Source organism: Inquilinus sp. Marseille-Q2685, from assembly GCF_916619195.1.
Taxonomy (GTDB): Bacteria; Pseudomonadota; Alphaproteobacteria; order DSM-16000; family Inquilinaceae; genus Inquilinus.
This window is the reverse complement of record NZ_CAKAKL010000002.1, coordinates 1,042,467-1,066,235: the sequence shown is the minus strand read 5'-3', so window position 1 is coordinate 1,066,235 and position 23,769 is coordinate 1,042,467. Positions and strand designations below refer to the sequence as shown.

Here is a 23,769-nt window from a genome sequence, read left to right as displayed (position 1 = left end):
TCTCACCGGGCCAGGCTCGGCCGCAGGATCAGCACGTTGAGGTCCGCGTCGGGGGTGAAATCGGTCTTGCGGACCTCGAACTGGGTCGGCGAGATCTTCTTCACCCCGTCGCCGCAGAAGCTGACCAGGTTCCGGGCGTCGCCCTTGTCGACCACCAGGCGGAAATCCTTGATCGGCGCCGCCCAGTTGGCACCGGTGGTCAGGATGTAGGCGACCCGCTGCTCCATGAACGGCATGCCGTCCGGGCCCGCCTTGGCCTGCGCCCGCTTGACCGCGGCGAGGAGGTTCTGGTCGACGCAATAGGTCCGCAGGTCTTTCGCATACTCCGTGCTGCCGGCGGCGTAGGTCGAGCCGATCACCGACCCGACGCTCGACCCGGTGGCGGGCGTGTAGCGATGCTCGATCACCACCTCGCGCCCGGCGGGAAAGGTCTGCTGGAAGTGGTAGGTGGTCTTCAGCGTCCAGCTCGGGACCACATGCTGCTCCCATCCCTGGCCGGAATCGAACTCGTTGACGGCGGCGAGGCCGAGCGCGATCAGCTCGTCCCGCTGCGCCTTCGGCAGCCCGGTCAGCCCGTCGTAATCGACGTCGGGATACAGCGGCACGCCCAGCCTGCGCAGCAGCGCCGTCTGGTCGACGCCGTTGCCGAAGGCCTTGACCTCGACCTCGGTCGCCACCGGCTTGCCGTCGGCCTTGGTCGAGAAATCCAGGAAGTTCTCGGTGCCGGGATGCGGCACCGCGGTCATGCCGTCGATGAAGTCGAGCGTCACGTCCGGCATCGGGAAGGCGACCGTCACCGTCCGGTCCTGCGCCGCCCGGTTGAAGAAGCGGTAGGTGACCCGGATCTCCTCCGCCGAGACATACAGGTCCTCGGACCGCATCTCGATGTCGGCGGTCTTGGTCAGCACCAGCCCGCCGGCCGCCAGCTCCGCCGTCGAATCATTGGCCCGGGCGGCGACGCACGGGGCGAGGAGGGCGGCCAGGCCGATCGAAAGGGCAGCGAAGGACGTGTTCACGATCGGCTCCCGGCTGTCGATTTCGCCGCACCCTCGCACGGCGGATCGGCATTTCCAAGGCATCGGGCCGCGGCGTGTGCAGGCGGTTCGCAGATCGAGAGCGTTCGACGCAGCCGGGCCGAACCGCATCCGGCGGGCCCGATGAAGCCGGTTCCCGCAGGGCTTTTCGTGGCGCGCAGGGCCGATCGGAATTTCGCCATACTCTGATCCCCTTGCGTTCCCGCCCCGTTCGGCGGTATCAGGGCGCCGCATGCCGCAATGTGCCGACCGGTCCGCAGCCGGTGGCCGCTGCGGCACCCCGATGCCGCGAGGCGAAGCGGCGTCCGGGGGCGACGGATCTTGTGCGGTCGTTAAAGCCCAACAAAATCAGCGGGTTGCAAAACGCGACCGGCACATCGTTTCGATTGTTTCCGTTCCGGCGTCTCCCTATACTCCGCGCCGCCCAGGCTTCGGAAGAAGGCCGGCACGTCAGACAGTGAGTGGTTGTTGCGATGACAGCGATGCTTCTGCCTCCGGATTATCGGCCGTCGGATGATGAAGACTTCATGAATCCGATGATGCTGGAATATTTCCGGCGCAAGCTTCTGAAGTGGCGGGCCGACCTCCTCGCCGAATCCAACGCGACCCTGAACAGCCTGCAGGATGGCGGCATCCAGGAGCCGGATCTGACCGACCGGGCCTCCGCCGAGACCGACCGTTCGCTCGAGCTCAGGACCCGCGACCGTGAGCGCAAGCTCCTGTCCAAGATCGACGCGGCGATGCGGCGGATCGAGGACGGCTCCTACGGCTTCTGCGAGGAGACGGGCGAGCCGATCGGCGTCAAGCGGCTGGAGGCGCGGCCGACCGCGACCCTCAGCCTCGAGGCGCAGGAGCGCCACGAGCGGCTGGAACGCACCCACCGCGACGATTGACCGACCCACGGCGCCGGAAGGCGCCGTTCTCGTCTGTGGTCTCGGCCGAAAGACGTGGTTTCGTCCGCCTGGTGCCATCTTTGGCCGAAGGCGCCGTTCTCGTCTCCGCCTCGCTGCGCGTCCGTGCTAGGGTGGCGCCGAGGGGCTTTCAGATCGAGGTTATTCGATGCTTCGTGGCGCAGCGCTTTTCGCCGCCGTTCTCGCCGTCTCGGGCTGCGGGATCGATCCGGTGACGCCGAAGGAGACCCGTGTCGACTATGCGGGTTTCATCAACAGTGCGGATCAGGCCGCCATCTACGCCAACGCGCAATGCGCCCAGATCAACCGGCTCGCCGTGTTCAAGGCCGAGGACGTGGTCGACGGCCGCAAGGGGGCGACCTTCCAGTGCCTGCCGGTGCCGAACTGCTATCCGGCCGAAGCGGCCGCCTCGGGGCAGCCGGTCGCGCTGACGCCGGCCGCGGTCCCCGTCGCCGCGCCGGCCGCCTCGACCTCGGCCGCGCCGGGGCAGCCCTACACCGTTCCGCCCGCCGCGGCGGCGCGGCTGCCGGGCCCGATCGTGGCCATGGCCCCGGTCTCTTCGGCGCGCGACCGCCGCGCCGCGCGTCGCGCGGCGGCCGGACCATCGATCGAGGATCAGTCGGACGACACCTACATTCCCTTCGCCGCGGTCCCGGTCGCTGCCGGCGAGCAGCCGCAGCGCGTGCCGTCCTATGAGACGATCAACGTGCCGACCGGCCCGAACCCGGTCTCGGCCGAGGCTCCGGGCCCGATGCCCGAAGGCTCCTACGCCACCGCGGCGGCGCCGAGCTGGCGGCGGGCGGTGACCTGCAAGCCCAACGCCACGCTGCCGCTGGCCGTCAACCGGCTGCCGACCGGCGACGCCTACCCGTTCTGAGGTCTGACGGGACGAGCGTGGAAGGCCGGATCATCCCTGATCCGGCCTTCCGGCGTTCTTACCTTTGTCCCTCCGGAATCACCCGGACCGGCAGGGGGATGTCGGTGATCAGCTCCGCCGGCGGGGGGCTGCGCGGATCATTGACATACTCCTCGAAGATCGGCGCTTCCGCCGGTTCGGCGCCGCTGGTCGGCAGCCAGGTCCGGTACAGCCAGGCATAGGACCGCTCCAGCTCGGCATAGGGGCCGGTGTGGCGCAGCACCGCATGCGGCCCGCCGGCAATGGTGCGGATCGCGATCTCGCCCTCGCCGGCCACGCCCTCCGGCACCTCCAGGCAGGCGTCGGAGCGCAGCGTGGCGGGTGCTATCGCGGCCGGATCGTCGTAGTAGACGCCGAGGCTGCGGGCGCCTGGGCGCAGCAGCTGGCGGGCACGGGCCCAGGACATCAGGATGTCGAAGCTACGGCCGACCTCCATATAGGGGCCGGTGTGGCGGACGGCGGCGACGCGGATCGGCGCCAGGGTGCGGTAGGTCACGTCGGGCATAACTGTCTCTCCTTCGGGTGAGTCGAAGGGGAACGACCGGCGCGTATCGCGATAGGCTCCCGGCGGGCGGCCGTAGCGCTCGGCGAAGGCGCGGCTGAAGGCGGCCGTGCTGCCGTACCCCGCCCGCCGTGCGATGCGGGCCACCGCCGTCTCGCTCTCCAAGAGGGTGCCGGCGGCGCGGTGCAGGCGCAGCCGGCGCACCGTGTCGGCCACCGTCTCGCCCAGCAGGTACCGGTAGGCCCGGTGGAAGTGATAGGGCGAGAAGCAGGCCACCTCCGCCAGCCGGTCCAGGTCGATGGGATCGTCGAGATGGGCGACGATGTGGTCGATCACCCGCTGGATGCGGGCGAGGTGGCGGTCGAGCGTCGCGTCCTTGGGCATCGGTTCGTTCTCCTGATCCCGTACTAGCCCGAAGCGGATTGATCCTGCTTGCGAAGCTGCGGCCGCGGAAGGGGCGTTGCGCCTCGGCTCTTGCTTGATAGGAACAAAACGTGTACAAGAGCTGCATTGACGCGGCGTATGGCGCCATGCAACTGGAAAGGACAGGTGATGTCGATCCCGACTCTCCGTGTTGTGGAAAGAGCCCCGATGGACAAGACCAAGGCGCTGGAAGCCGCCCTGACTCAGATTGAACGGGCCTTCGGCAAGGGCTCGGTGATGAAGCTCGGGGCGCGGCCCCAGATCGAGACGGAGGTGATCTCGACCGGGTCGCTGGGTCTCGATATCGCGCTCGGCATCGGCGGCCTGCCGAAGGGCCGCATCGTCGAGATCTACGGGCCGGAAAGCTCGGGCAAGACCACGCTGGCGCTGCATGCGGTGGCCGAGGCGCAGAAGGCCGGCGGCACCTGCGCCTATGTCGATGCCGAGCATGCGCTCGACCCGACCTATGCCCGCAAGCTCGGCGTCAACATCGACGAGCTCCTGATTTCGCAGCCCGATGCCGGCGAGCAAGCGCTGGAGATCACCGACACGCTGGTCCGTTCCGGCGCGATCGACGTGGTGGTGGTCGATTCGGTGGCGGCGCTGGTGCCGCGGGCCGAGCTCGAGGGCGAGATGGGCGACAACCAGCCCGGCCTGCAGGCCCGGCTGATGAGCCAGGCGATGCGCAAGCTCACCGGCTCGATCGCGCGCTCCAACACCCTGGTCATCTTCATCAACCAGATCCGCCTGAAGATCGGCGTGATGTTCGGCAACCCGGAGACGACGACGGGCGGCAACGCGCTGAAGTTCTACTCCTCGATCCGGCTCGACATCCGCCGCATCGGCGCGATCAAGGACCGCGAGACCGTCACCGGCAACCAGACCCGGGTGAAGGTGGTGAAGAACAAGCTGGCGCCGCCGTTCCGCGCCGTCGAGTTCGACATCATGTATGGCGAGGGCGTGTCGAAGACCGGCGAGCTGCTCGACCTCGGCGTCCAGGCCGGGGTGGTGGAGAAGTCGGGCGCCTGGTTCTCCTATGACGGCCAGCGCATCGGCCAGGGCCGCGAGAACGCCAAGGTCTTCCTGCGCGACAATCCCGAGACGGCGAAGGCGGTCGAGGCCAAGATCCGGGCCAATGCCGGCCTGGTCTCCGACCGCATGATGACCGCCGGCGGCGGTGCGGAGAATGACGGCGACGGCGAGGAGTGACCGCCGCCGGAACTGACCTGACTCAGTCTGCGCGACGGAAAGGCCCGGGAGACCGGGCCTTTTCCGTTGCCGGCCGGATCGTGCTATCTCCCCGCCCCATGACCGACGTGCCGACCTCCGCCCCGATCATCACCCGCTTCGCCCCCAGCCCGACCGGCCTGCTGCATGTCGGCAACGTCCGCACCGCGCTGGTCTGCTGGCTCGCCGCCCGCGCCACGGGCGGCCGCTTCCTGCTGCGCCTCGACGACACAGACACCGAGCGGGGCAGCGCCGAGTTCGCCGCGGCGATCGAGCAGGACCTGCGCTGGCTGGGTCTTCACTGGGACGGCTTCGCCCGCCAGTCCGACCGCACCGATCGCTACCGGGCGGCGCAGGACCGGCTGAAGGCGGCCGGCCGGCTCTATCCCTGCTACGAGACGGCGGAGGAACTGGAGCTCAAGCGCAAGAGCCTGCTGGCCCGCGGCCTGCCGCCGCTCTACGACCGCGCCGCGCTGGCCCTGACCGACGCCGACCGCGCCCGGCTCGAGGCGGAAGGGCACCGGCCGCATTGGCGCTTCAAGATGGCGGACGCGCCGATCGAGTGGGACGACAAGGTCCGCGGCCGGGTGCATTTCAACGGCCGCGACATCTCCGACCCGGTGCTGGTGCGCGAGGATGGGCGGGCGCTCTATCACATCGGCTCGGTGGTCGACGACATCGACATGGGCGTCACCCTGGTGGTGCGCGGCGAGGACCATGTCGCCAACACCGCCATGCACATCCAGCTGGCCGAGGCGCTGGGCGCCGCGCCGCCGGGCTATGCCCATCTCTCGCTGATCGCCGATGCCGAGGGCCACGGCCTGTCCAAGCGCCTGGGCAGCCTGTCGCTGCGCAGCCTGCGGGAGCAGGGGATCGAGCCGCTGGCGGTGACCAGCCTCCTGGCCAAGCTCGGCACCTCCGATCCGATCGAGCCGCGGCATTCGCTCGACGACCTCGTCGCCGAGTTCGACTTCGCCAAGTTCTCCCGCACCATCCCGCGCTTCGACCCGACCGAGCTGGAACGGCTGAACGGCCGCATCCTGCACGAGACGCCTTACGCGGCGGTGCGGGACAGGCTGGCGGCGCTCGGCCTCGGCGCCGTCGACGAGGCCGCCTGGGCGGTGCTGCGTCCGAACCTGCAGCGGCTCGAGGACGCCGCCGGCTGGTGGCGGGTGGTCACCGGGCCGGTGACGCCGGTGGTCGCCGATGCGGGCCTGCTGGCCGCCGCGGCCGGGCTGCTGCCGCCCGAGCCCTGGGACGACGCCACCTGGGGCGCGTGGACGGCGGCGGTGCGCGACCGCACCGGGGTCAAGGGCAAGCCGCTGTTCCTGACCCTGCGCCTGGCCCTGACCGGCCTCGATCACGGCCCGGAGCTGCGCGGCCTTCTGCCGCTGATCGGGCGCGAGCGGGCGCTGGCCCGGCTCGCCGGCCGTGTGGCCTGAACACCCCACCCGCTAAAACTTGCATAAAACTTAACCTTGCCCCTCTTGGCGCCGACCCGCGGTCCGGAGTAAGAAGCCCGATATGACCGACGAGATTTCGCCTGTCCTGGACACCCCGGCGCTGCCGGTGGCCGCGGTCTTCCTCGACGTCGCGTCGCTGCCGGGCGACGAGCCGGAAGATCTCGCCCGCATCCTCGGCGCGCTCGGCACCGTCTGCCGCCCGGCCCGCCGCATCGCCTATGCCGACTGGGCGGCGCTGTCCGACCTGCGCGGCGTGGCGCACCGTCACGGCTTCGACCAGGTGCAGACCACCGAGATCGAGCCGGGCCGCGACGCGGCCTCGCTGCGCCTCGTGGTCGACGCCATGGAGCTGGGGTTGCTGGAGCGCGGCATCGACACCGTGGTGCTGGTGACCGGCAGCGCCGCCTTCCTGCCGCTGGTCCGCAGCCTGCGCCGCCACGGCAAGCAGGTGATCGCCATCGGCCCCGCCCGCCGCATGGACCCGCTGTTCCAGTCGGAATGCGACCGCTTCTTCGACAGCGCCGCGCTCGGCCGCCCGGCCCCGGCGCCGACGCGAACTGAGATCCGCCCGGCCGCCGCGATGCCGGCCGCCCCCGCGCTGCGCCCGGAGCCGGCGCCGGTCCAGCCCCGTCCGGCGGCGGAGCCGGCGCCCCGCCTGCGCGTCCGGCCGCCGGCCGAGCCTGCCCGGACCACCCGGCTGGGCCCGGCCGCGGCAGAGCCGCCGCGGCCCTCGGCGGCGGCGCGGGCGCATCGCCCGTCGCTGACCGCCCAGTTCGAGGAGCCGGAGGGCGCCCCCGCCGGCCCGCCGCTGATGGCGGGCACGCCGGTGGTGCCGCAGCGCAAGGGCTGGTTCGGCAAGCGTCGCTGACCGGGCTGCCCTGCGGCCTCAGGCCTTGGACGGCATGGTCCCGATCTGGTAATCGTCGCGGTCCCGACCGAACCGGCCCGACCGGGCCCACCTAGGATTGCGACCGTGGCGCTGACCCTGCACAACACGCTCACCCGGACGAAGGAGACCTTCGTCCCGATCGATCCGAGCCATGTGCGGATGTATGTCTGCGGCCCGACGGTCCACGACTATGCCCATATCGGCAACGCCCGGCCGGTCGTCGTCTTCGACGTGCTGTCCCGCCTGCTGCGGACGCTGTATCCGCGGGTGACCTATGTCCGCAACATCACCGATATCGAAGACAAGATCATCGATCGGGCGAAGGCGAACGGCGAGTCGATCGAGGCGCTGACCCGGCGCACCACCCAGGCCTTCCTGGAGGATATGGCGGCGCTGGGCGCGCAGGCGCCGGACATCCAGCCCCGCGCCACCGAGCATATCCCCCAGATGCTGGCGATGATCGGCACGCTGGTCGACAAGGGCCACGCCTATGCCGATCAGGGCCATGTCATGTTCAACGTGCCGTCCATGCCGGATTACGGCCAGCTGTCGCGCCGCAACCGCGAGGAACTGATCGACGGCGCCCGGGTCGAGGTCGCGCCCTACAAGCGCGACCCGGCGGATTTCGTGCTGTGGAAGCCCTCGGCCGACGACCAGCCGGGCTGGGACAGCCCCTGGGGCCGCGGCCGGCCGGGCTGGCACATCGAGTGCTCGGCCATGGCGGCGGCCCATCTCGGCGACGAGTTCGACATCCATGCCGGCGGCCTGGACCTGATCTTCCCGCATCACGAGAACGAGATCGCGCAGAGCCGCTGCGCCCACGGCACGCCTGTGATGGCCCGCTACTGGCTGCACAACGGCTTCGTGCAGGTCGAGGGCGAGAAGATGTCGAAGTCGCTCGGCAACTTCTACACGCCGCACGACCTGCTGGAGGAGTTCCCGGGCGAGGCGCTGCGCTACACGCTGCTGTCCGGCCATTACCGCCAGCCCTTCGACTTCACCAAGGAGGGCGTGCGGCAGGCCCGGGCGGCGCTTGATCGGCTGTACGGCGCCCTGCGCGCGGTCGAGGCGGTGCAGGCGGGCGAGCCGCCGGATGCGCCGCATGTGGTGCAGAGCGCGCTGGAGGACGACCTCAACACGCCGCAGGCCCTGGCGGCGCTGCACGACCTGGCCGGCGCGCTGAACAAGGCGGGCGATCCGGCCGTGCAGGCGCGGCTCAAGGGCGAGCTCCTGTCCGGCGCCCGGCTGCTCGGCCTTCTGGACCAGGCTCCGGAGGACTGGTTCCGCTGGCGTCCGAAGGCGGCGACGGGCTTGAGCGACGCCGAGATCGACGCGCTGGTGGCGGACCGGCGGGCGGCGCGCGCGGCGAAGAACTTCGCCGAGGCCGACCGGATCCGCGACCAGCTGACCGCCGCCGGCATCGCGCTGGAGGACAAGCCGGACCGCACCCTGTGGCGCCGGGTGGGGTGAGGCGATGAGCGAGCGGATCTGGCTGTTCGACACCACCCTGCGCGACGGCGCGCAGACCCAGGGCGTGGACTTCTCGGTGGCCGACAAGATCGCCATCGCCCGGAAGCTCGACGCGCTCGGCATCGACTATGTCGAGGGCGGCTGGCCGGGCGCCAACCCGACCGACGACGCGCTGTTCCGCGACCCGCCGAAGCTGGCCCAGGCCCGCTTCACCGCCTTCGGCATGACCCGGCGGCCGGGCCGCAGCGCCGCCAACGATCCCGGCCTGTCGGCGCTGCTGAACAGCGACGTCGGGTCGATCTCGATCGTCGGCAAGACCTGGGACTTCCACGTCGACGTCGCGCTCGGCATCCCGCGCGAGGAGAATCTCGAGCTGATCCGCGACAGCGTCGCCGAGGTGGTCGGCCGCGGCCGCGAGGTCGGCTTCGACTGCGAGCATTTCTTCGACGGCTGGAAGGCCAACCCGGACTACGCCCTGGCCTGCGCCAAGGCGGCCTATGAGGCCGGCGCGCGCTGGGTGGTGCTGTGCGACACCAATGGCGGCACCCTGCCGCATGAGGTGACCGAGATCGTCTCCGCCGTGGCCCGGCACATCCCGGGCGACCGGCTGGGCATCCACGCCCATGACGACACCGGCAACGCCGTCGCCAACAGCCTGGCGGCGGTGCGGGCCGGGGTGCGCCAGATCCAGGGCACGCTGAACGGCCTGGGCGAGCGCTGCGGCAACGCCAACCTCGTCACCCTGATCCCGACCCTGGTGCTGAAGATGGGCTACGAGACCGGGGTGACGGAGGCCGGCCTCGCCTCGCTGACCGATCTCAGCCACTGGTTCGACGAGCGGCTGAACCGCTCGCCGCTATCCGGCGCGCCCTATGTCGGCGGCCGCGCCTTCGCCCACAAGGGCGGGCTGCACGTCTCCGCCATCGCCAAGGACCCGCGCTCCTACGAGCATGTGGCGCCGGAGCGGGTGGGCAACCGCCGTCATCTCGTCGTCTCCGACCAGGCCGGGCGGGCGAACATCCTGGCGCGCTTCGCCGAGATCGGCGTCGCCATCGACCCGAAGGACCGCAATGTCGAGCGGCTGGTCGACCTGGTGAAGCAGCGCGAGTTCGAGGGCTATTCCTACGACACCGCCGCCGCCAGCTTCGAGCTGCTGGCCCGGCGCATGCTGGGCCAGGTGCCGGCCTATTTCGCCATGGACCGCTTCACCGTGGTCGACGAGCGGCGCTTCAACGCCCGCGGCGAGGTGGTGCAGGAATCCGAGGCCACGGTGCTGGTCCGCGTCGGCCAGAAATCCCTGCATGAGGTCTCCTTCGGCAACGGCCCGGTCAACGCGCTCGACAACGCCATGCGCAAGGCGCTGGAACCGATCTATCCCGGGTTGAAGCCGCTGCGGCTGGTCGACTTCAAGGTCCGCATCCTGCGCTCGAACGAGGGCACCGGCGCCATGCCGCGCGTGATGATCGAGACCGAGGACGCCGACGGCACGCGCTGGTCGACGATCGGCGTCTCGACCAACGTCATCGACGCCTCCTTCGAGGCGCTGGGCGACAGCTTCACCTATGCGCTGCTGCGGGCCGGCGCCACGGCACCCCAGTGATGGACCAGTTCTGATGGCCGGCACCGACCAGACCCGCGACCCGCTGCTGGGCGGCCCGGCGATCATCCTGATCGAGCCGCAGATGGGCGAGAACATCGGCACCGCGGCGCGGGCGATGCTGAATTGCGGCCTGACCGACCTGCGGCTGGTTCGGCCGCGCGACGGCTGGCCGAACCCGAAGGCGGTGCCGACCGCCTCCGGCGCCGCCGCCGTGCTCGACAATGTCCGGGTGTTCGAGCGGACCGAGGACGCGATCGCCGATCTCGGCGCCGTCTACGCCACCACGGCGCGGCTGCGCGACCAGCTGAAGCCGGTGGTGACGCCGCGCCGGGCGGCGGCGGAGATGCGGGCGCATCACGCCGCGGGCGTGGCCGCGGGCATCCTGTTCGGGCCGGAGCGCACCGGCATGACCAATGACGACATCGCCTTGGCCGATGCCGTGGTCAACGTGCCGCTGAACCCCGCCTTCTCCTCGCTGAACCTGGCCCAGGCGGTGCTGCTGGTCTCCTATGAATGGTTCACCGCCGGCGACGCGACGCCGGAGCGGCGGCTGGACTACGAGGAGGACGCGCCGCCGGCGAGCAAGGAACAGTTGCTCAACCTGTTCGAGCATCTCGAGGACGCGCTCGACGCCGGCCATTTCTTCCGGGTGCCGGAGAAGAAGCCGAGCATGCAGCGCAACATCCGCGCCTTCCTGCAGCGCGCGCAGCTGTCGGAGCAGGAGGTGCGGACTTTGCACGGCATGATCGTCGCCCTGGCCGGCCGGCGAAAGGGCGGGGAATAGGGATCAGGCGATCCGTCCGGCCCAGTCCGCGACGGCCGTGGCGACGGTCCGCAGATGGTCGGCGGCGGTGAAGCCGGAGACGCTCTTGCGCGGCTTCAGGTCGTGGTCGCCGTCCTCCAGCCACAGCAGCTCGATCCGGTCCGACAGGGCGTAGCCCGCGACCTCGTCGCAGGTGCCGAACTCGTCGCGCGTGCCCTGGCAGATCAGGGCCGGCGTCGCGAGCCCGGCGAGATGCGCGGTGCGCAGCTGCGCCGGCTTCCCTGGCGGGTGGAACGGATAGCCGAGGCACAGCAGCCCGGCGATCCGGCCGGTCGCGTGCATCTCGTCCGCGACCATCGATGCCACCCGCCCGCCCATCGACTTGCCGCCGATGATCAGGGGCCCCGTGGCGCCAAGGGCGTCGACCGCCGCCCGATACTCCGGGATCACGGTCTCGGCGCGCGGCGGCGGCTTGCGCTGGCCGTCTCGGCGCGCCGCCATGTAGCCGAACTCGAAGCGCGCGACCCGGAACCCGGCCTCGGCCAGCGCCTTCGCCGCCGCGGTCATCGAGGCCGAATCCATCGGCGCCCCGGCGCCATGGGCCAGCAGGATGGTGAAGCGGGCCTCCGCCGGCCCGTCGATCAGGAAGCTCTGTGCCATCGGCCGACCCTAGCCCGAGTCAGTGCGCCCCGCCGCCCTCGTCGAGCAGCCGCCGGTACAGGGTGCTGCGGTGGATGCCGAGACGCCGCGCGGCGCGCGAGACGTTGCCGCCGCTCGCCTCCAGGGCGGCGCGCATGGCCGAGAGGGTGATGGCGTCGAGATCGTCCGCGGCCATCGGCGCGGAGGCGGCAGGCCTCCGCACATCCGGCGGCAGCGCGTCGACATCGACCGGCCGGCCGGGCTCCGCCAGGGCCAGCAGCGCCCTCAGCGTCCCGGTGAGCTGGCGGAAATTGCCCGGCCAGTCATGGCCGGCCAGCCGCGCCTCGCAGTCGGGCGTCAGGGCCACGCCCGCCTCCGGCCCGCCGAGCTCCCGCCACAGGCTGCGGACGATGCCGGCCCGGTCCGGCAGCTGCCGCAGCGGCGGAAGCTCCACTGTGTACTGCGCGATCCGGAAATACAGGTCCTGCCGGAAGCCGCCTTGGTCGACCAGCCGCGGCAGGGTCCGGTGCGTGGCGCAGATCAGCGCGAAATCGACCGGCACCGCGGCGCTGCCGCCGAGCGGCGTGACGGCCCGGTCCTGCAGCACCCGCAGCAGCCGGGCCTGCAGCGGCAGCGGCATGTCGCCGATCTCGTGAGGAACAGCACGCCGCCATCGGCCTCCCGCAGCAGGCCCCTGGCGCCGCGGCGCCGGGCCCCGGTGAAGGCGCCCTCCTCATAGCCGAACAGCTCGGCCTCGATCAGCCCTTCCGGCAGCGCGGCGCAGTTCACCGCGACGAAAGGGGCGGCAGCGCGGGTCCCGGCGGCGTGGACGGCGCGGGCGAACACCTCCTTGCCGCTGCCGGTCTCGCCCTGCAGCAGCACCGGGATCTGGGCGTCGAGGAGGCGGACGGCGCGGTCGAGGGACGTCCGGGTCGCGGCGTCGAAGATCGGCGCCGGCGTCCGGCGCGAGGGGGCCGGGCGCGGCTTCGACATGGTGACGGCCGCCGACGGCGCCGGCCGGCGCTCGCCGCGCAGCAGCATCCCCGTCCGGGTTCGCAGAATGCCGGTGCTGGCCTGCCGCGCGAAGCCGGTCTCGAAGATCTCCTCGAAGCGGCGGACGCCCAGCGCCTGCCAGTCGAGGCCCAGCTGCTCCAGCCCGGTGCGGTTGGCGGCGACCAGGCGCCGGTCGGCGAAGGCCAGGATGCCCTCCCGCGCGGTCCCCAGCAGCGCCGGGTCGCGGTGGATCCGGATCACCTCATGGTCCTCGAAGCCGTGCTCGAACAGCCGGTGCTCGATCTGGTCGACCGCGAGCCGGACCAGCCCCAGGGCGTGGCGGTGGTCGCCCGCGGCATGGCCGGACAGGTCGAGCGCCCCGACCAGCCGGCCATGCGGATCGAGGATCGGCATCGCGGCGCAGCTCAGGATCCGGTGCATCTCGAAGAAGTGCTCGGCGCCGTGCACCGCGATCGGCCGGCGTTCGATCAGCGCGGTGCCGATCGCGTTGGTGCCGGTGGCGTCCTCGCGCCAGGGCACGCCCGGCCGCAGCGCCACCCGGGCCGCCTGCTCGGCGAAGTCGGCGCTGCCGACCGTGTCGATCACCAGGCCGTCGGCATCGGTCAGGATGACGATGCTGTCGGTGGCCTGGGCGTCGGCGTGCAGCGCCTCGATCTCGGGCCGGCAGATCCGCCGCAGCGCCTCGCAGCGCTCGTGCAGGCTGCGCATGTCCTGGGCCGTCAGCGGCTCGATCCGCGGCCGCGACCGCATCTCCAGCCCCAGCGTGGCGCAGCGCTCCCAGGACCGCAGGATCGGGGCAGGGACCATGTCGCCCGGCGGGACGCCGCCGTCGATGAAGTGACGGCGGGCGGTCAGGACCGTCTGCGCAGTCGCCATGGTCTCCTCCCGGAGTGTCGCAATCTGCGACACCTGTCGCTGTTCTGTCGCATGATCATACACCCGCACGGTGCCGGCGCGGAGGCCGACCTCGCGACCGGCGCGTGCCGCCGGGCTGACACTTCTGTTCTTTCAAAGGCTTATCAGCCGTGCCACCGAAGCTGGCATGCGCGATGCAGGGGAAGGGGCATCCAACACAAGGGAGGACCCCATGAACAAGATCGAACCCCTGGCCCGGGAAGCGCGCTCGCCCTTCAAGGCCCGCTACGGCAACTTCATCGGCGGCCGCTGGCTCGAGCCGGTCGAGGGCCGGTACTTCGACAACCTGTCGCCGATCAACGGGCAGCCGATCTGCGAGATTCCGCGGTCGACCGCGGCGGATATCGAGCTGGCGCTCGACGCCGCCCATGCCGCGAAGGACGCTTGGGGCCGCACCCCGCCGGCGGAGCGCGCCCGCATCCTGAACGCCGTCGCCGACCGGATGGAGGCCAATCTCGAAACCCTGGCGCAGGCGGAGACCTGGGACAACGGCAAGCCGATCCGCGAGACGCGGGCCGCCGACATCCCGCTCGCGATCGACCATTTCCGCTACTTCGCCGGCTGCATCCGGGCGCAGGAGGGGTCGATCGGCGAGATCGACCACGACACGGTCGCCTATCATTTCCACGAGCCGCTCGGGGTCGTCGGCCAGATCATCCCCTGGAACTTCCCGATCCTGATGGCGGCGTGGAAGCTGGCCCCGGCGCTCGCCGCCGGCAACTGCGTCGTGCTGAAGCCGGCGGAGCAGACGCCCGCCGGCATCCTGGTCTGGGCCGAACTGGTCGGCGACCTGCTGCCGCCCGGCGTCCTGAACATCGTCAACGGTTTCGGCCTCGAGGCCGGCAAGCCGCTGGCCTCCAGCCCGCGCATCGCCAAGATCGCCTTCACCGGCGAGACCACGACCGGCCGGCTGATCATGCAGTACGCCAGCCAGAACCTGATCCCGGTGACGCTGGAGCTCGGCGGCAAGTCGCCGAACATCTTCTTCGCCGATGTCTGCGCCGAGGACGACGACTTCCTCGACAAGGCGGTCGAGGGCTTCGTCATGTTCGCGCTGAACCAGGGCGAGGTCTGCACCTGCCCGAGCCGGGCGCTGGTCCAGGAATCGGTCTATGACCGCTTCATGGAGAAGGCGCTGGCGCGGGTCGCGGCAATCCGGCAGGGCCATCCGCTCGACCCGGAGACGATGATCGGCGCCCAGGCCTCGGGCGAGCAGCTGGAGAAGATCCTCAGCTACATCGACATCGGCCGGCAGGAGGGGGCCGAGGTGCTGGCCGGCGGCAGCCGCGCCATCCTGGGCGGCGACCTGGCCGGCGGCTACTACGTCAAGCCGACGGTGTTCCGCGGCCACAACCGGATGCGGATCTTCCAGGAGGAGATCTTCGGCCCCGTCGTCTCGGTGACGACCTTCAAGGACGAGGAGGAGGCGCTGGCGATCGCCAACGACACCCTCTACGGCCTCGGCGCCGGGGTGTGGACCCGCGACGGCAGCCGCGCCTACCGCTTCGGCCGGGCGATTCAGGCGGGCCGGGTGTGGACCAACTGCTACCACGCCTATCCGGCCCATGCGGCCTTCGGCGGCTACAAGCAGTCCGGCATCGGCCGCGAGACCCATCGCATGATGCTGGACCACTACCAGCAGACCAAGAACCTGCTGGTCAGCTACAGCCCGAAGGCCCTGGGCTTCTTCTGACATGACCGGCGCCTTGGTCACATAGGCGCCAATAGGATGGGCCGGAGCCACCCCCTCACCCGAAATCGCTGCCGCGATTTCGACCTCTCCCCGAGGAGAGGTGAAAAGCCCCTCTCCTCGGGGAGAGGGAGGGGCCCGACGCCGAAGGCGGCGGGAGGGTGAGGGGGGATCAGCCTCGCCGATGGAGGGCTCCGACCCGGTCTTGAGCGGGCATTTCACCGGAACCGACGATGACCCACGATCCCGTGCCGCGCGTCCTCGCCACCGCGGCGGCGCTCGACCTGATCGGCCGCCTGCGCGAGGCGCACGGCCCGATCCTGTTCCACCAGTCCGGCGGCTGCTGCGACGGCTCGTCGCCGATGTGCTTTCCCGCCGGGGAGTTCCTGATCGCCGATGCCGATGTCCTGCTGGGCGAGATCGGCGGTGCCCCGTTCTACATCAGCCGGCCGCAGTTCGAGTACTGGCGCCACACCCAGCTGATCATCGATGTGGTGCCGGGGCGGGGCGGCATGTTCTCGCTGGAGAACGGCCGCGACCTGCGTTTCCTCACGCGGTCGCGCCTGTTCACCGATGCCGAGCTGGCGGCGCTTCCCACGCTATGACGGTCGGGCCGGGCTCGGCCAGCGGCGCGTCAGGATGCAGCTTCTCGACCTCCAGCTCCATCCGGGCGCGCAGCAGCCGGTAGCCGAACTGGCGCAGCACGTCCGCCAGGGCGGCGCGCAGCTGGACGTCCCCCAGCGTCAGGGTCTCCACCGGCATCGCCGGCTCGGCGGCCGGGCCGACGGCCAGGCGCTTCGGCCTGTCGTCGCGCCAGCCGGCGATGCCGCTCCGGCGCAGCGCCGCCAGGAAGCGGTAGACCGTGGCCAGGCTGATCCGCGGGTCCAGCCGGCGCGCCCGGCCCAGGATCTCCTGGGCGTCAAGCGCGCGGTCGGCCTCGGCCAGCACCGCCAGCAGGATGCGGCGCGGCCGGGTCGGCCGCAGCCCGGCGTCGCGCAGCCGGGACAGGGCCAGGGCAGGGAGGGCGGGGCTCATGCCGCCGCCCTCAGCCGCGCCGGATCTCGGCCGCCGCCCGGGCCAGGATCTCGACGATCCGGGTCTCGGCGTCCGCATCCTCGGCCAGCTTCTGCTCGGTCGCCTCGCGCAGGTTGTCTAGCGCCGCGACCACCAGCGACGGCAGCCGGCTCGACCGCTCGCGCTCGCGGTCCCGCTCGCCGCCCATCATCTTGTTGACCCAGGCGATCTTCTCGCCGGCCGCGGCCAGGCGGCCCAGCACGGCGTCGACGATGCCGCGGTTGGCGTCGAGATAGGCGCGGCCCTCGTCGGTGATCCGGTACAGCTTCTTGCTGCCCTCGGCCTCGACCGTGACGTAGCCGGCCTCTTCGAGGTAGGTCAGGGTGGGATAGACGGTGCCGGGGCTCGGGCTGTACCAGCCGCCGGTCTTCTCCTCGATCAGCTTGATGATCTCGTAGCCGTGGCGCGGCTGCTCCTCGATCAGCGCCAGCGCCAGCAGGCGCAGGTCGCCCTGGGCCAGCATCCGGCCGGCGCGCATCAGGTCGCCGCCGCCGCCGAAGCCCCCGAAGCCGCGGCCGCCGAACCCGCCGCCGAAGCCGTGGCCCCACCGGCCGCCGCGGCCTCGGCCGCCGGCCCACATCTCGTCATCACCACAGTGCCCACGATGGTGTCGTCCGAACATCGAACTCGCTCCATTGGTTTCGATATATCGTAAGATATGCCGATCGCCGATCGGTTTCAAGATATATCTTAAGATGTGACGAAGCGATGCGCGACCAGTGCCTTGCCGCACCGCGGTGATCGCCGCGGGTGGGCGCGATGTTTCAGCGACACCTGCCGCTGCATGAGTGAACGCGACGGCCTATTGCGTTAACATGCAATTATGTTCATGATATGTTCCATGAACATGGCGCAGCCCGATACCGCAGCCGACGAGGCCCGCGATCCCGACCGGGAGCGGAACGAGCGGCATGGCCGGATGCTGGCGCGGCTGGGCGAGCTCGCCCTCGGGCTGGCCGAGGCGGTGCAGGGCCAGGCCGTGGTGGCCGCGCGCCGGCCGCCGGAGGACGACGCCGCCGACCGCACCCGCGGGCTCGGCCTGGTGTTCGCCCGCCTGTCCTACGAGGTGCGCCAGACCGTGGCGCTGGAGGCCCGGCTGGCGGCGGACAGTCAGAAGACGGCCGCCGAGCGGGACACCGCCGCGGCGCAGGACCGCTGGCGCCGGCGGCGAAACCTGGTCCGGCGCATCCTGAAGGAGGCGATCGAGGCCGAAGAGGCTGCCGAAGCCGAGGCCTGCGAGCTGGACGTCGCCGAGCAGGACCGGCGCGACGACCTGCTGCACGAGCTGGACCGCCGGCTGCAGGACGAGGCCGCCGAGGACATCGGCGACCTGCCGGTCGGCGAGGTCGTCGCCCGGTTCTGCCGGGAGCTCGACATCGCGCCGGACTGGAGCCGGTGGCAGGCCGAGACCTGGGCGGTCGAGGAGAGCGGGCATCCCCAATCACCCTATGCCCAGCCGCCCTTCGCCCGGCCGCCCGACGCCAGGCCCGAAGAAGCGGACGCCCCGGCGGAACCCGGGCACCCCCGACCTTCGGCCGCCGGACCGCCGCCCGAAAAGCCGGACAGCAGCTGAGCGCTGCCGGGATGCCAGGGCAATCGGGCGAAGGGATTGGGCTATGCCACTGCTGTCATTGCCGGGCTTGACCCACGGGTGTCCGGTTAAGGTTGGTTGACAATCGGAGAGAGAATTTCAGAGCTCAATCCTCTATTTATAGCTGTCATGCCCGGGCTTGACCCGGGCATCCAGGACTGTCGATGCCGTTCCGGGTGGCCCCTGGATCGCCGGGTCAAGCCCGGCGATGACAATAAAAATTGAGTCCACTCCTCTTCCGCATCCCGAAAAGGCTCAGCCGGACAGCCGCGGATCAAGCACGGGCATGACAAGAGGGAGGAATCACTCCTTCATCCGATTGCCCCCACCCGGAACGTCTGCCTCGATTGACCGGCTCTCGGCCGCGCTGATACACATCGCGGCGACGGTTCCCGCATGGGATCAAAAGGGAACACGGTGGCGCCCCCCGATCAGGTGCAAGGGGGCGGAATCCGTGGCTGCCCCCGCAACTGTCAGCGGATCGCCGAGCGTCCCCGTGGCCCCTCGAGGGCCAGGCCACTGCCCGATGCCGGGTGGGAAGGCCGGCGCGAAGCCATGATCCGCGAGCCAGGAGACCTGCCGTCGCCGCGCAATCCGTTTTCCGGGCGGGGTGGCCCGGGCAGGAGGCTTCATGACGGTTTTCCGGTCCTTCCCTTCGCGTGCCCTGGCCCTGGCCGGGCTGGCGCTCCTCGTCCTGTCGCCGGCGGTGCGGGCCGAGCCGACGCAGTACCCGCTGACCATCCGCAACTGCGGCGTCGACGTCACCTTCGCCAAGGCGCCGCGGCGCGCCGTGTCGATCGGGCAGAGCAGCACCGAGATCCTGCTGTCGCTCGGCCTGGCCGACCGCGTCGTCGGCACCGCCGTCTGGTTCGGCCCGGTGCTGAAGGCGTATGAGGCGGCGAACGCGACGATCCCGCGCCTGGCCGATAACGACCCCAGCTTCGAATCCGTGGTCGGGAGGGAGCCGGAGCTGGTGACGGCCCAGTTCGAATGGCATGTCGGGCCGCAGGGCTCGGTCGGCACGCGCGAGCAGTTCGCCGGCCTCGGCATTCCCACCTACATCTCGCCGGCCGATTGCGTCGCGAAGGACAATTCCGGCGGCGGCGACGGCGTGCGCAGGCAGCTCTTCACCATGGACCTCGTCTATCAGGAGATTCGCGACCTGGCGCGGATCTTCGACGTCGCCGATCGGGGCGAGGCGCTGGTCGCCGACCTGCAGCGGCGTGAGGCCGCGGCCATCGCCTCGGTGGCGGGCCGGCAGGCGAGGGGCGTGCCGGTGGTGTTCTGGTTCTCCAGCAAGGAGGTCGCGGGTGAGGCCTTCGTCGCCGGCCGGAACGGCGTGCCGGCCTACATCCTGCAGCAGCTCGGCGCCCGCAACGTCATCACCACGGAGGAGGAGTGGCCGCTGGTGAGCTGGGAGCGCATCGCCGCGGCCGACCCCGCGATCATCGTCCTGGGGCAGATGAGCCGCCGCCGCTACCCGGCCGACGACACCGCGGTGAAGCTCGATTTCCTCACCACCGACCCGGTGACGAGCCGGCTGGAGGCGGTGAGGGACAAGCATTTCGTGGTGATGGACGTGCAGGCGATGCAGCCCTCGATCCGCGCCGTCGACGGCATCGAGGCGCTGGCGAGCGGCATCAAGAGCTTCGGGCTCGGGGGGTGAGAGGCGGGGCCCTCCTCGATGGCGGCTGGGGCGTCCGCGCCCTGCTGGCCGCGCTGTCCCTGGCGGTGCTGGTCGCCGCCATCGCGCTCGCCGTGTCGATCGGCGAGATGCAGGTCCCCCTGGCCACCACGGTCCGGGCGCTGGCCAACCGGCTGCTCGGCGCCGGCTTCGCCGTCAGCCCGATCCAGGAAGGGGTGATCTGGGACTACCGGCTCAGCCGCGCCCTGGTGGCGGCCTGCTGCGGCGCCGCGCTGGCCCTGTCCGGCGCGATCCTGCAGGCGCTGCTGCGCAACCCGCTGGCCGAGCCTTATGTCCTCGGCATCTCCGCCGGGGCGTCGACCGGCGCCGTCGCGGTGCTGATCGCGGGCGTCGGCGGCGGCGCCGTCTCGCTGTCCGGCGGCGCCTTCATCGGCGCCGTCCTCGCCTTCGCCCTGGTGTCGCTGCTGGCGGCCGGGGTGGGCGGCGGCATCGACCGCGTCATCCTGGCCGGTGTCGCCGGGTCGCAGCTGTTCAACGCCGTGACCTCCACCATCGTCACCACCTCGGCCGATGCCGAGCAGGCGCGCGGCGTGATGTTCTGGCTGCTCGGCAGCCTCGGCGGAGTGCGCTGGCCGGATGTCCAGGTCGCGGTCCCGGTCGCGGCGGTCGGCTTCGTCCTGTGCATCCTGCACGCCCGTGCGCTCGACGCCTTCACCTTCGGGGCGGATGCCGCGGCCTCGCTCGGCATCGACGTGACCCGGGTGCGCGTGGTGCTGTTCGCGGCGACCGCGGCGATGACGGCGACCATGGTCAGCATCGTCGGGTCGGTCGGCTTCGTCGGCCTCGTCATCCCGCATGCGGCGCGCTTCCTGGTCGGGCCCGGCCACGCCCGGCTGCTGCCGGCCTCGGCGATGATCGGCGCCATCTTCATGGTGCTGGCCGACATCGTCTCCCGCATCATCATCCCGCAGCAGATCCTGCCGATCGGCGTGGTCACCGCCCTGTTCGGCGCCCCGGCCTTCGCCCTGCTGCTGTATCGGGCGAGGCGGGCGGCATGACCATCTCGACGCATGACGTGCGCTGGGCCGCCGGCGGCCGGATGATCGTCGACGGCGTGACGCTGGAGGCGGCGCCCGGCCGGATGCTGGGCCTCCTCGGTCCGAACGGCGCCGGCAAGTCCACCCTGCTGCGCCTGATCTGCCGGCTGCGGCGGGTGGAGAGCGGCGTGATCACGCTGGGCGGGGCGGATATCGCGGACCTGTCGCGCGCAGCCATCGCCCGCCGCGTCGCGCTGGTCGAGCAGCAGGCGGCGACCGACGCCCGGGTGACGGTGCTCGACGTCGTCCGGCTCGGCCGCACGCCGCATCGCGGGCCCCTGTCGCCCTGGACCGCGCAGGACGACGCGGCGGTGGAGGAGGCGCTGCGCCGGGTCGGGCTCGAGGGCAAGCGCGGCCAGCCCTGGCACACCTTGTCGGGCGGGGAGCGGCAGCGGGTGCAGATCGCCCGCGCCCTGGCCCAGACCCCGACCGAGCTGCTGCTGGACGAGCCCACCAACCATCTCGACGTGCAGCACCAGCTCGAGATCCTGGCCCTGGTCGGCCGGCTGCCGGCGACCAGCATCGTCGCCCTGCACGACCTCAACCTGGCCGCCATGTTCTGCGATGCCGTGGCGCTGCTGCGGGAGGGGCGGGTGGTCTGCGCCGGCGCGCCGGGGGGGATCCTGACCGAGGCGCGGATCCGCGAGGGGTTCGGCGGGCGCGCCCATGTCGAGCGGTCGCCGCATCACGGCCGGCCGCATATCCACTATCTGCCGGGATAGCGGAAAGCGGCTTCGGGCTTGACATCCGGCGGGAAATCGCGTTTCTCACCGCTTCCATTCCTGGGAACGCGGGTCCGGTGCGTGAGCCGGCGCCCCGCCTTGCCTTTGGCAGGGCCTACCGGGACAACATGAGAGAAGGACCGCGCGCGTGAGCAAGCGCCAGAATTCGAAGCACAAGATCGACCGCCGCCTTGGCGTCAACCTCTGGGGCCGTCCGAAGAGCCCGCTGAACAACCGCGAATACGGCCCGGGCCAGCACGGCCAGCGGCGCAAGAAGCCGACCGATTTCGGCACCCAGCTGATGTCCAAGCAGAAGCTGAAGGGCTACTACGGCAACATCGGCGAGAAGCAGTTCCGCCGCCTGTTCGACGAGGCCGTGCGCCGCAAGGGCGACACCGGCGAGAACCTGATCGGCCTGCTGGAGCGCCGCCTGGACACCGTCGTCTACCGGATGAAGTTCGTCCCGACCGTGTTCGCCGCCCGCCAGCTCGTCAACCACGGCCATGTCCTGGTGAACGGCAAGCGCCTCAACATCGCGTCGTACCAGGTCAAGGACGGCGACGTGATCGAGATCAAGCAGAAGTCGCGCGAGATGGCCCTGATCCTGGGCGCCATCGCGTCGTCCGAGCGCGAGGTGCCGGAGTACATCGAGGTCGACCACGGCGCCTTCAAGGGCAAGGTCGTGCGCACCCCGGCCCTGGCCGACGTGCCGTACCCGGTCCAGATGGAGCCGAACCTGGTGGTCGAGTTCTACAGCCGCTGATCCAGCCGGCTCGGTGATGTGGAAAGGGCGCCCTCGGGGCGCCCTTTCTGTTTCAGCGCGCGACCGCCCGGGCCGAGACCAGCTTCGCCCGGCCGGCGCCGATGCCGGCGAGGGCTGCGGCGAGGCCGATGGCGAGCACGAACAGCCCGGCCGCGGCCCAGCCGCCGGTCCAGTCGTGCAGCAGGCCGATCAGCAGCGGGCCGCCGGAGGCGAGCGTGTAGCCCACGCCCTGCGACATCGAGGAGAGATGGGCCGCGACATGGGCGTCCGGCGTGCGCAGCACCACCAGGGTCAGCGCCACGGCGAAGGCGGCGCCCTGGCCGATGCCGAGCAGCACGATCCAGAGCCAGACCGTGCCCAGCGGCGCGAAGATGCAGCCCAGGAACCCGACGAGCGAGAACGCCATGCACAGCAGCGCCGCCAGTCGCTGGTCGCGGCCGCGGGTCGCCAGCGACGGCGCCACCAGCGCGGCGGCGACCTGGACCATGATCGAGACCGACACCATGATCCCGGCGGCCACGCCGTCGACGCCGCGGTCGCGCAGGATCGGCGCCAGCCAGCCGAAGACGCTGTAGGCCAGCGAGGATTGCAGCCCCATGAACAGCGTGACCTGCCAGGCCAGCGGATCGCTCCACAGGCCGCGGACGGTGAAGCCGGCATGGGCGGCCGGACCATGGCGGGGCGGGATCTGGGTCAGCCAGACCAGGGCGGCGATGATCGCGGGGATGGCCCAGAAGGCCAGGGCCGCGGCCCAGGACCCGTCGGCCGCCTGGGCGATCGGCAGGGTGGCGCCGGCGGCCAGGGCGGCGCCGGCGCACAGCGCCATGGTGTAGACCCCGGTCATCAGCGGCGCCCTGTCCGGGAAGTCGCGCTTGACGATGCCCGGCAGCAGCACGTTGGTGACGCCGATGCCGGCGCCGGCCAGGATGGCGCCCAGCAGCAGGGCAGGGGGCGTGCCCAGGCCGCGCAGCGCGGTGCCGAGCGCCAGCACCAGCAGCAGCGCCAGCACCGCGCGCTCGGTGCCCAGCCGCCGGCTGATCCGTGGGGCCAGCACGCCGAATAGGCCGAGGCAGACCACCGGTGCCGTCGTCAGCAGGCTCGCCGTGCCGGCGGAGATGCCGGTGTCGGCGATGATCTCCTTCAGCACCGGCCCCAGGCTCGACAGCGCCGGGCGCAGGTTAAGCGCGATCAGGACCAGGCTGACCACCAGCAGCCACCCGGCCTTGAGCGGCGTCGTCGGCGCCGGGATGTCGTCGACCTCGGCGTCGATCAGCAGCTCGTCGGCCAGGCCATGGGGGACGTGGGCAGAGGGCACGGCTCGGTCGTCCCGATCCGGCTCGGCGGTCGACACCACGGGGTTCCTCCGGGCCGCGAAACGATATCCGCCCCGGTGGGCTGCGGGGCGGTTGGCCGCCATTCTG

At 71.2% G+C, this 23,769-nt stretch carries 23 protein-coding genes and 1 riboswitch; of the genes, 15 read left to right on the top strand and 8 right to left on the bottom strand.

What is annotated here, in order from left to right; all coding sequences use genetic code 11:
- Nucleotides 1–2: 2 nt before the first annotated feature.
- A complete protein-coding gene (locus LG391_RS14200) occupies nt 3–1,016 on the bottom strand; it encodes a DUF4424 domain-containing protein (RefSeq protein WP_225768653.1) in 1,014 nt (337 codons plus the stop codon).
- A gap of 491 nt (nt 1,017–1,507) precedes the next feature.
- Between LG391_RS14200 and dksA the strand changes: the two genes are divergently transcribed.
- Both dksA and LG391_RS14190 read left to right on the top strand, forming a co-directional pair.
- Nucleotides 1,508–1,927: an RNA polymerase-binding protein DksA gene (gene dksA / locus LG391_RS14195; protein ID WP_225768652.1), complete on the top strand. Its 420-nt coding sequence runs from the start codon at nt 1,508–1,510 to the stop codon at nt 1,925–1,927.
- Nucleotides 1,928–2,093: 166 nt separating this feature from the next.
- The gene (locus LG391_RS14190) at nt 2,094–2,822 is read left to right on the top strand and encodes a hypothetical protein (RefSeq protein WP_225768651.1); all 729 of its coding nucleotides are present in this window, start codon (nt 2,094–2,096) and stop codon (nt 2,820–2,822) included.
- Nucleotides 2,823–2,880: 58 nt separating this feature from the next.
- On the opposite strand, the gene LG391_RS14185 is transcribed toward LG391_RS14190, so the two are convergent.
- The gene (locus LG391_RS14185; RefSeq protein ID WP_225768650.1) at nt 2,881–3,747 is read right to left on the bottom strand and encodes a GyrI-like domain-containing protein; all 867 of its coding nucleotides are present in this window, start codon (nt 3,745–3,747) and stop codon (nt 2,881–2,883) included.
- Between the two features lie 168 nt (nt 3,748–3,915).
- Here LG391_RS14185 and recA point away from each other — a divergent pair, with 168 nt between their 5' ends.
- The 6 genes from recA to LG391_RS14155 all read left to right on the top strand — a co-directional run bounded on the left by recA (nt 3,916) and on the right by LG391_RS14155 (nt 11,219).
- Nucleotides 3,916–4,995, top strand: coding sequence for a recombinase RecA (gene recA, locus LG391_RS14180; RefSeq protein ID WP_225768649.1), 1,080 nt, complete (start codon nt 3,916–3,918; stop codon nt 4,993–4,995).
- 98 nt (nt 4,996–5,093) lie between these two features.
- A complete protein-coding gene (gene gltX, locus LG391_RS14175; RefSeq protein WP_225768648.1) occupies nt 5,094–6,455 on the top strand; it encodes a glutamate--tRNA ligase in 1,362 nt (453 codons plus the stop codon).
- An 82-nt stretch (nt 6,456–6,537) separates the two neighbouring features.
- Complete coding sequence (locus LG391_RS14170) at nt 6,538–7,344, top strand: NYN domain-containing protein (RefSeq protein WP_225768647.1); 807 nt, start codon at nt 6,538–6,540, stop codon at nt 7,342–7,344.
- A 105-nt stretch (nt 7,345–7,449) separates the two neighbouring features.
- The gene (gene cysS / locus LG391_RS14165) at nt 7,450–8,835 is read left to right on the top strand and encodes a cysteine--tRNA ligase (protein ID WP_225768646.1); all 1,386 of its coding nucleotides are present in this window, start codon (nt 7,450–7,452) and stop codon (nt 8,833–8,835) included.
- Nucleotides 8,836–8,839: 4 nt separating this feature from the next.
- Entirely contained in the window at nt 8,840–10,435 is a 1,596-nt protein-coding gene (gene cimA / locus LG391_RS14160) for a citramalate synthase (protein ID WP_225768645.1), read from the top strand.
- A gap of 13 nt (nt 10,436–10,448) precedes the next feature.
- Nucleotides 10,449–11,219 (top strand): RNA methyltransferase, encoded by a 771-nt coding sequence (locus LG391_RS14155; protein WP_225768644.1) that lies wholly within the window; start codon nt 10,449–10,451, stop codon nt 11,217–11,219.
- Between the two features lie 3 nt (nt 11,220–11,222).
- Here LG391_RS14155 and LG391_RS14150 read toward each other — a convergent pair whose 3' ends face one another.
- The 3 genes from LG391_RS14150 to LG391_RS14140 are packed head-to-tail and all read right to left on the bottom strand — an operon-like array spanning nt 11,223 to nt 13,727.
- The gene (locus LG391_RS14150) at nt 11,223–11,858 is read right to left on the bottom strand and encodes an alpha/beta family hydrolase (protein ID WP_225768643.1); all 636 of its coding nucleotides are present in this window, start codon (nt 11,856–11,858) and stop codon (nt 11,223–11,225) included.
- A 19-nt stretch (nt 11,859–11,877) separates the two neighbouring features.
- The gene (locus LG391_RS34725; RefSeq protein WP_255646614.1) at nt 11,878–12,477 is read right to left on the bottom strand and encodes a sigma-54-dependent Fis family transcriptional regulator; all 600 of its coding nucleotides are present in this window, start codon (nt 12,475–12,477) and stop codon (nt 11,878–11,880) included.
- Entirely contained in the window at nt 12,378–13,727 is a 1,350-nt protein-coding gene (locus LG391_RS14140; protein WP_255646612.1) for a sigma-54-dependent Fis family transcriptional regulator, read from the bottom strand. The genes LG391_RS34725 and LG391_RS14140 overlap by 100 nt, the downstream gene beginning before the upstream one ends.
- A gap of 211 nt (nt 13,728–13,938) precedes the next feature.
- On the opposite strand from LG391_RS14140, the gene adh reads away from it, so the two are divergent.
- Nucleotides 13,939–15,459 carry an aldehyde dehydrogenase gene (gene adh / locus LG391_RS14135; RefSeq protein ID WP_225768642.1) on the top strand — a complete coding sequence of 507 codons (1,521 nt, stop codon included), beginning with the start codon at nt 13,939–13,941 and terminating at the stop codon, nt 15,457–15,459.
- A 230-nt stretch (nt 15,460–15,689) separates the two neighbouring features.
- Entirely contained in the window at nt 15,690–16,061 is a 372-nt protein-coding gene (locus tag LG391_RS14130) for a DUF779 domain-containing protein (protein WP_225768641.1), read from the top strand.
- Here the strand turns inward: LG391_RS14130 and LG391_RS14125 are convergent.
- Nucleotides 16,024–16,491 carry a Fur family transcriptional regulator gene (locus LG391_RS14125; RefSeq protein WP_225768640.1) on the bottom strand — a complete coding sequence of 156 codons (468 nt, stop codon included), beginning with the start codon at nt 16,489–16,491 and terminating at the stop codon, nt 16,024–16,026. The genes LG391_RS14130 and LG391_RS14125 overlap by 38 nt on opposite strands.
- 10 nt (nt 16,492–16,501) lie before the next feature.
- A complete protein-coding gene (locus LG391_RS14120; protein ID WP_225768639.1) occupies nt 16,502–17,152 on the bottom strand; it encodes a PadR family transcriptional regulator in 651 nt (216 codons plus the stop codon).
- A gap of 219 nt (nt 17,153–17,371) precedes the next feature.
- Here LG391_RS14120 and LG391_RS14115 point away from each other — a divergent pair, with 219 nt between their 5' ends.
- From LG391_RS14115 to rpsD, 5 genes are all read left to right on the top strand, one after another.
- Nucleotides 17,372–18,103, top strand: a complete 732-nt coding sequence (locus LG391_RS14115; RefSeq protein ID WP_225768638.1) for a hypothetical protein — start codon at nt 17,372–17,374, stop codon at nt 18,101–18,103.
- 387 nt (nt 18,104–18,490) lie between these two features.
- Nucleotides 18,491–18,720, top strand: a riboswitch (cobalamin riboswitch).
- 32 nt (nt 18,721–18,752) lie between these two features.
- Nucleotides 18,753–19,787, top strand: coding sequence for an ABC transporter substrate-binding protein (locus LG391_RS14110; protein ID WP_225768637.1), 1,035 nt, complete (start codon nt 18,753–18,755; stop codon nt 19,785–19,787).
- Nucleotides 19,784–20,824 carry an iron ABC transporter permease gene (locus LG391_RS14105; protein WP_225768636.1) on the top strand — a complete coding sequence of 347 codons (1,041 nt, stop codon included), beginning with the start codon at nt 19,784–19,786 and terminating at the stop codon, nt 20,822–20,824. Before LG391_RS14110 ends, LG391_RS14105 begins: the two co-directional genes overlap by 4 nt.
- The gene (locus LG391_RS14100; protein WP_225768635.1) at nt 20,821–21,585 is read left to right on the top strand and encodes an ABC transporter ATP-binding protein; all 765 of its coding nucleotides are present in this window, start codon (nt 20,821–20,823) and stop codon (nt 21,583–21,585) included. The genes LG391_RS14105 and LG391_RS14100 overlap by 4 nt, the downstream gene beginning before the upstream one ends.
- 148 nt (nt 21,586–21,733) lie before the next feature.
- Nucleotides 21,734–22,348, top strand: a complete 615-nt coding sequence (gene rpsD / locus LG391_RS14095) for a 30S ribosomal protein S4 (RefSeq protein ID WP_034845276.1) — start codon at nt 21,734–21,736, stop codon at nt 22,346–22,348.
- Between the two features lie 52 nt (nt 22,349–22,400).
- On the opposite strand, the gene LG391_RS14090 is transcribed toward rpsD, so the two are convergent.
- On the bottom strand, nt 22,401–23,702 hold the full coding sequence (locus LG391_RS14090) for an MFS transporter (RefSeq protein ID WP_225768634.1): 1,302 nt from the start codon (nt 23,700–23,702) through the stop codon (nt 22,401–22,403).
- Nucleotides 23,703–23,769 lie beyond the last annotated feature (67 nt).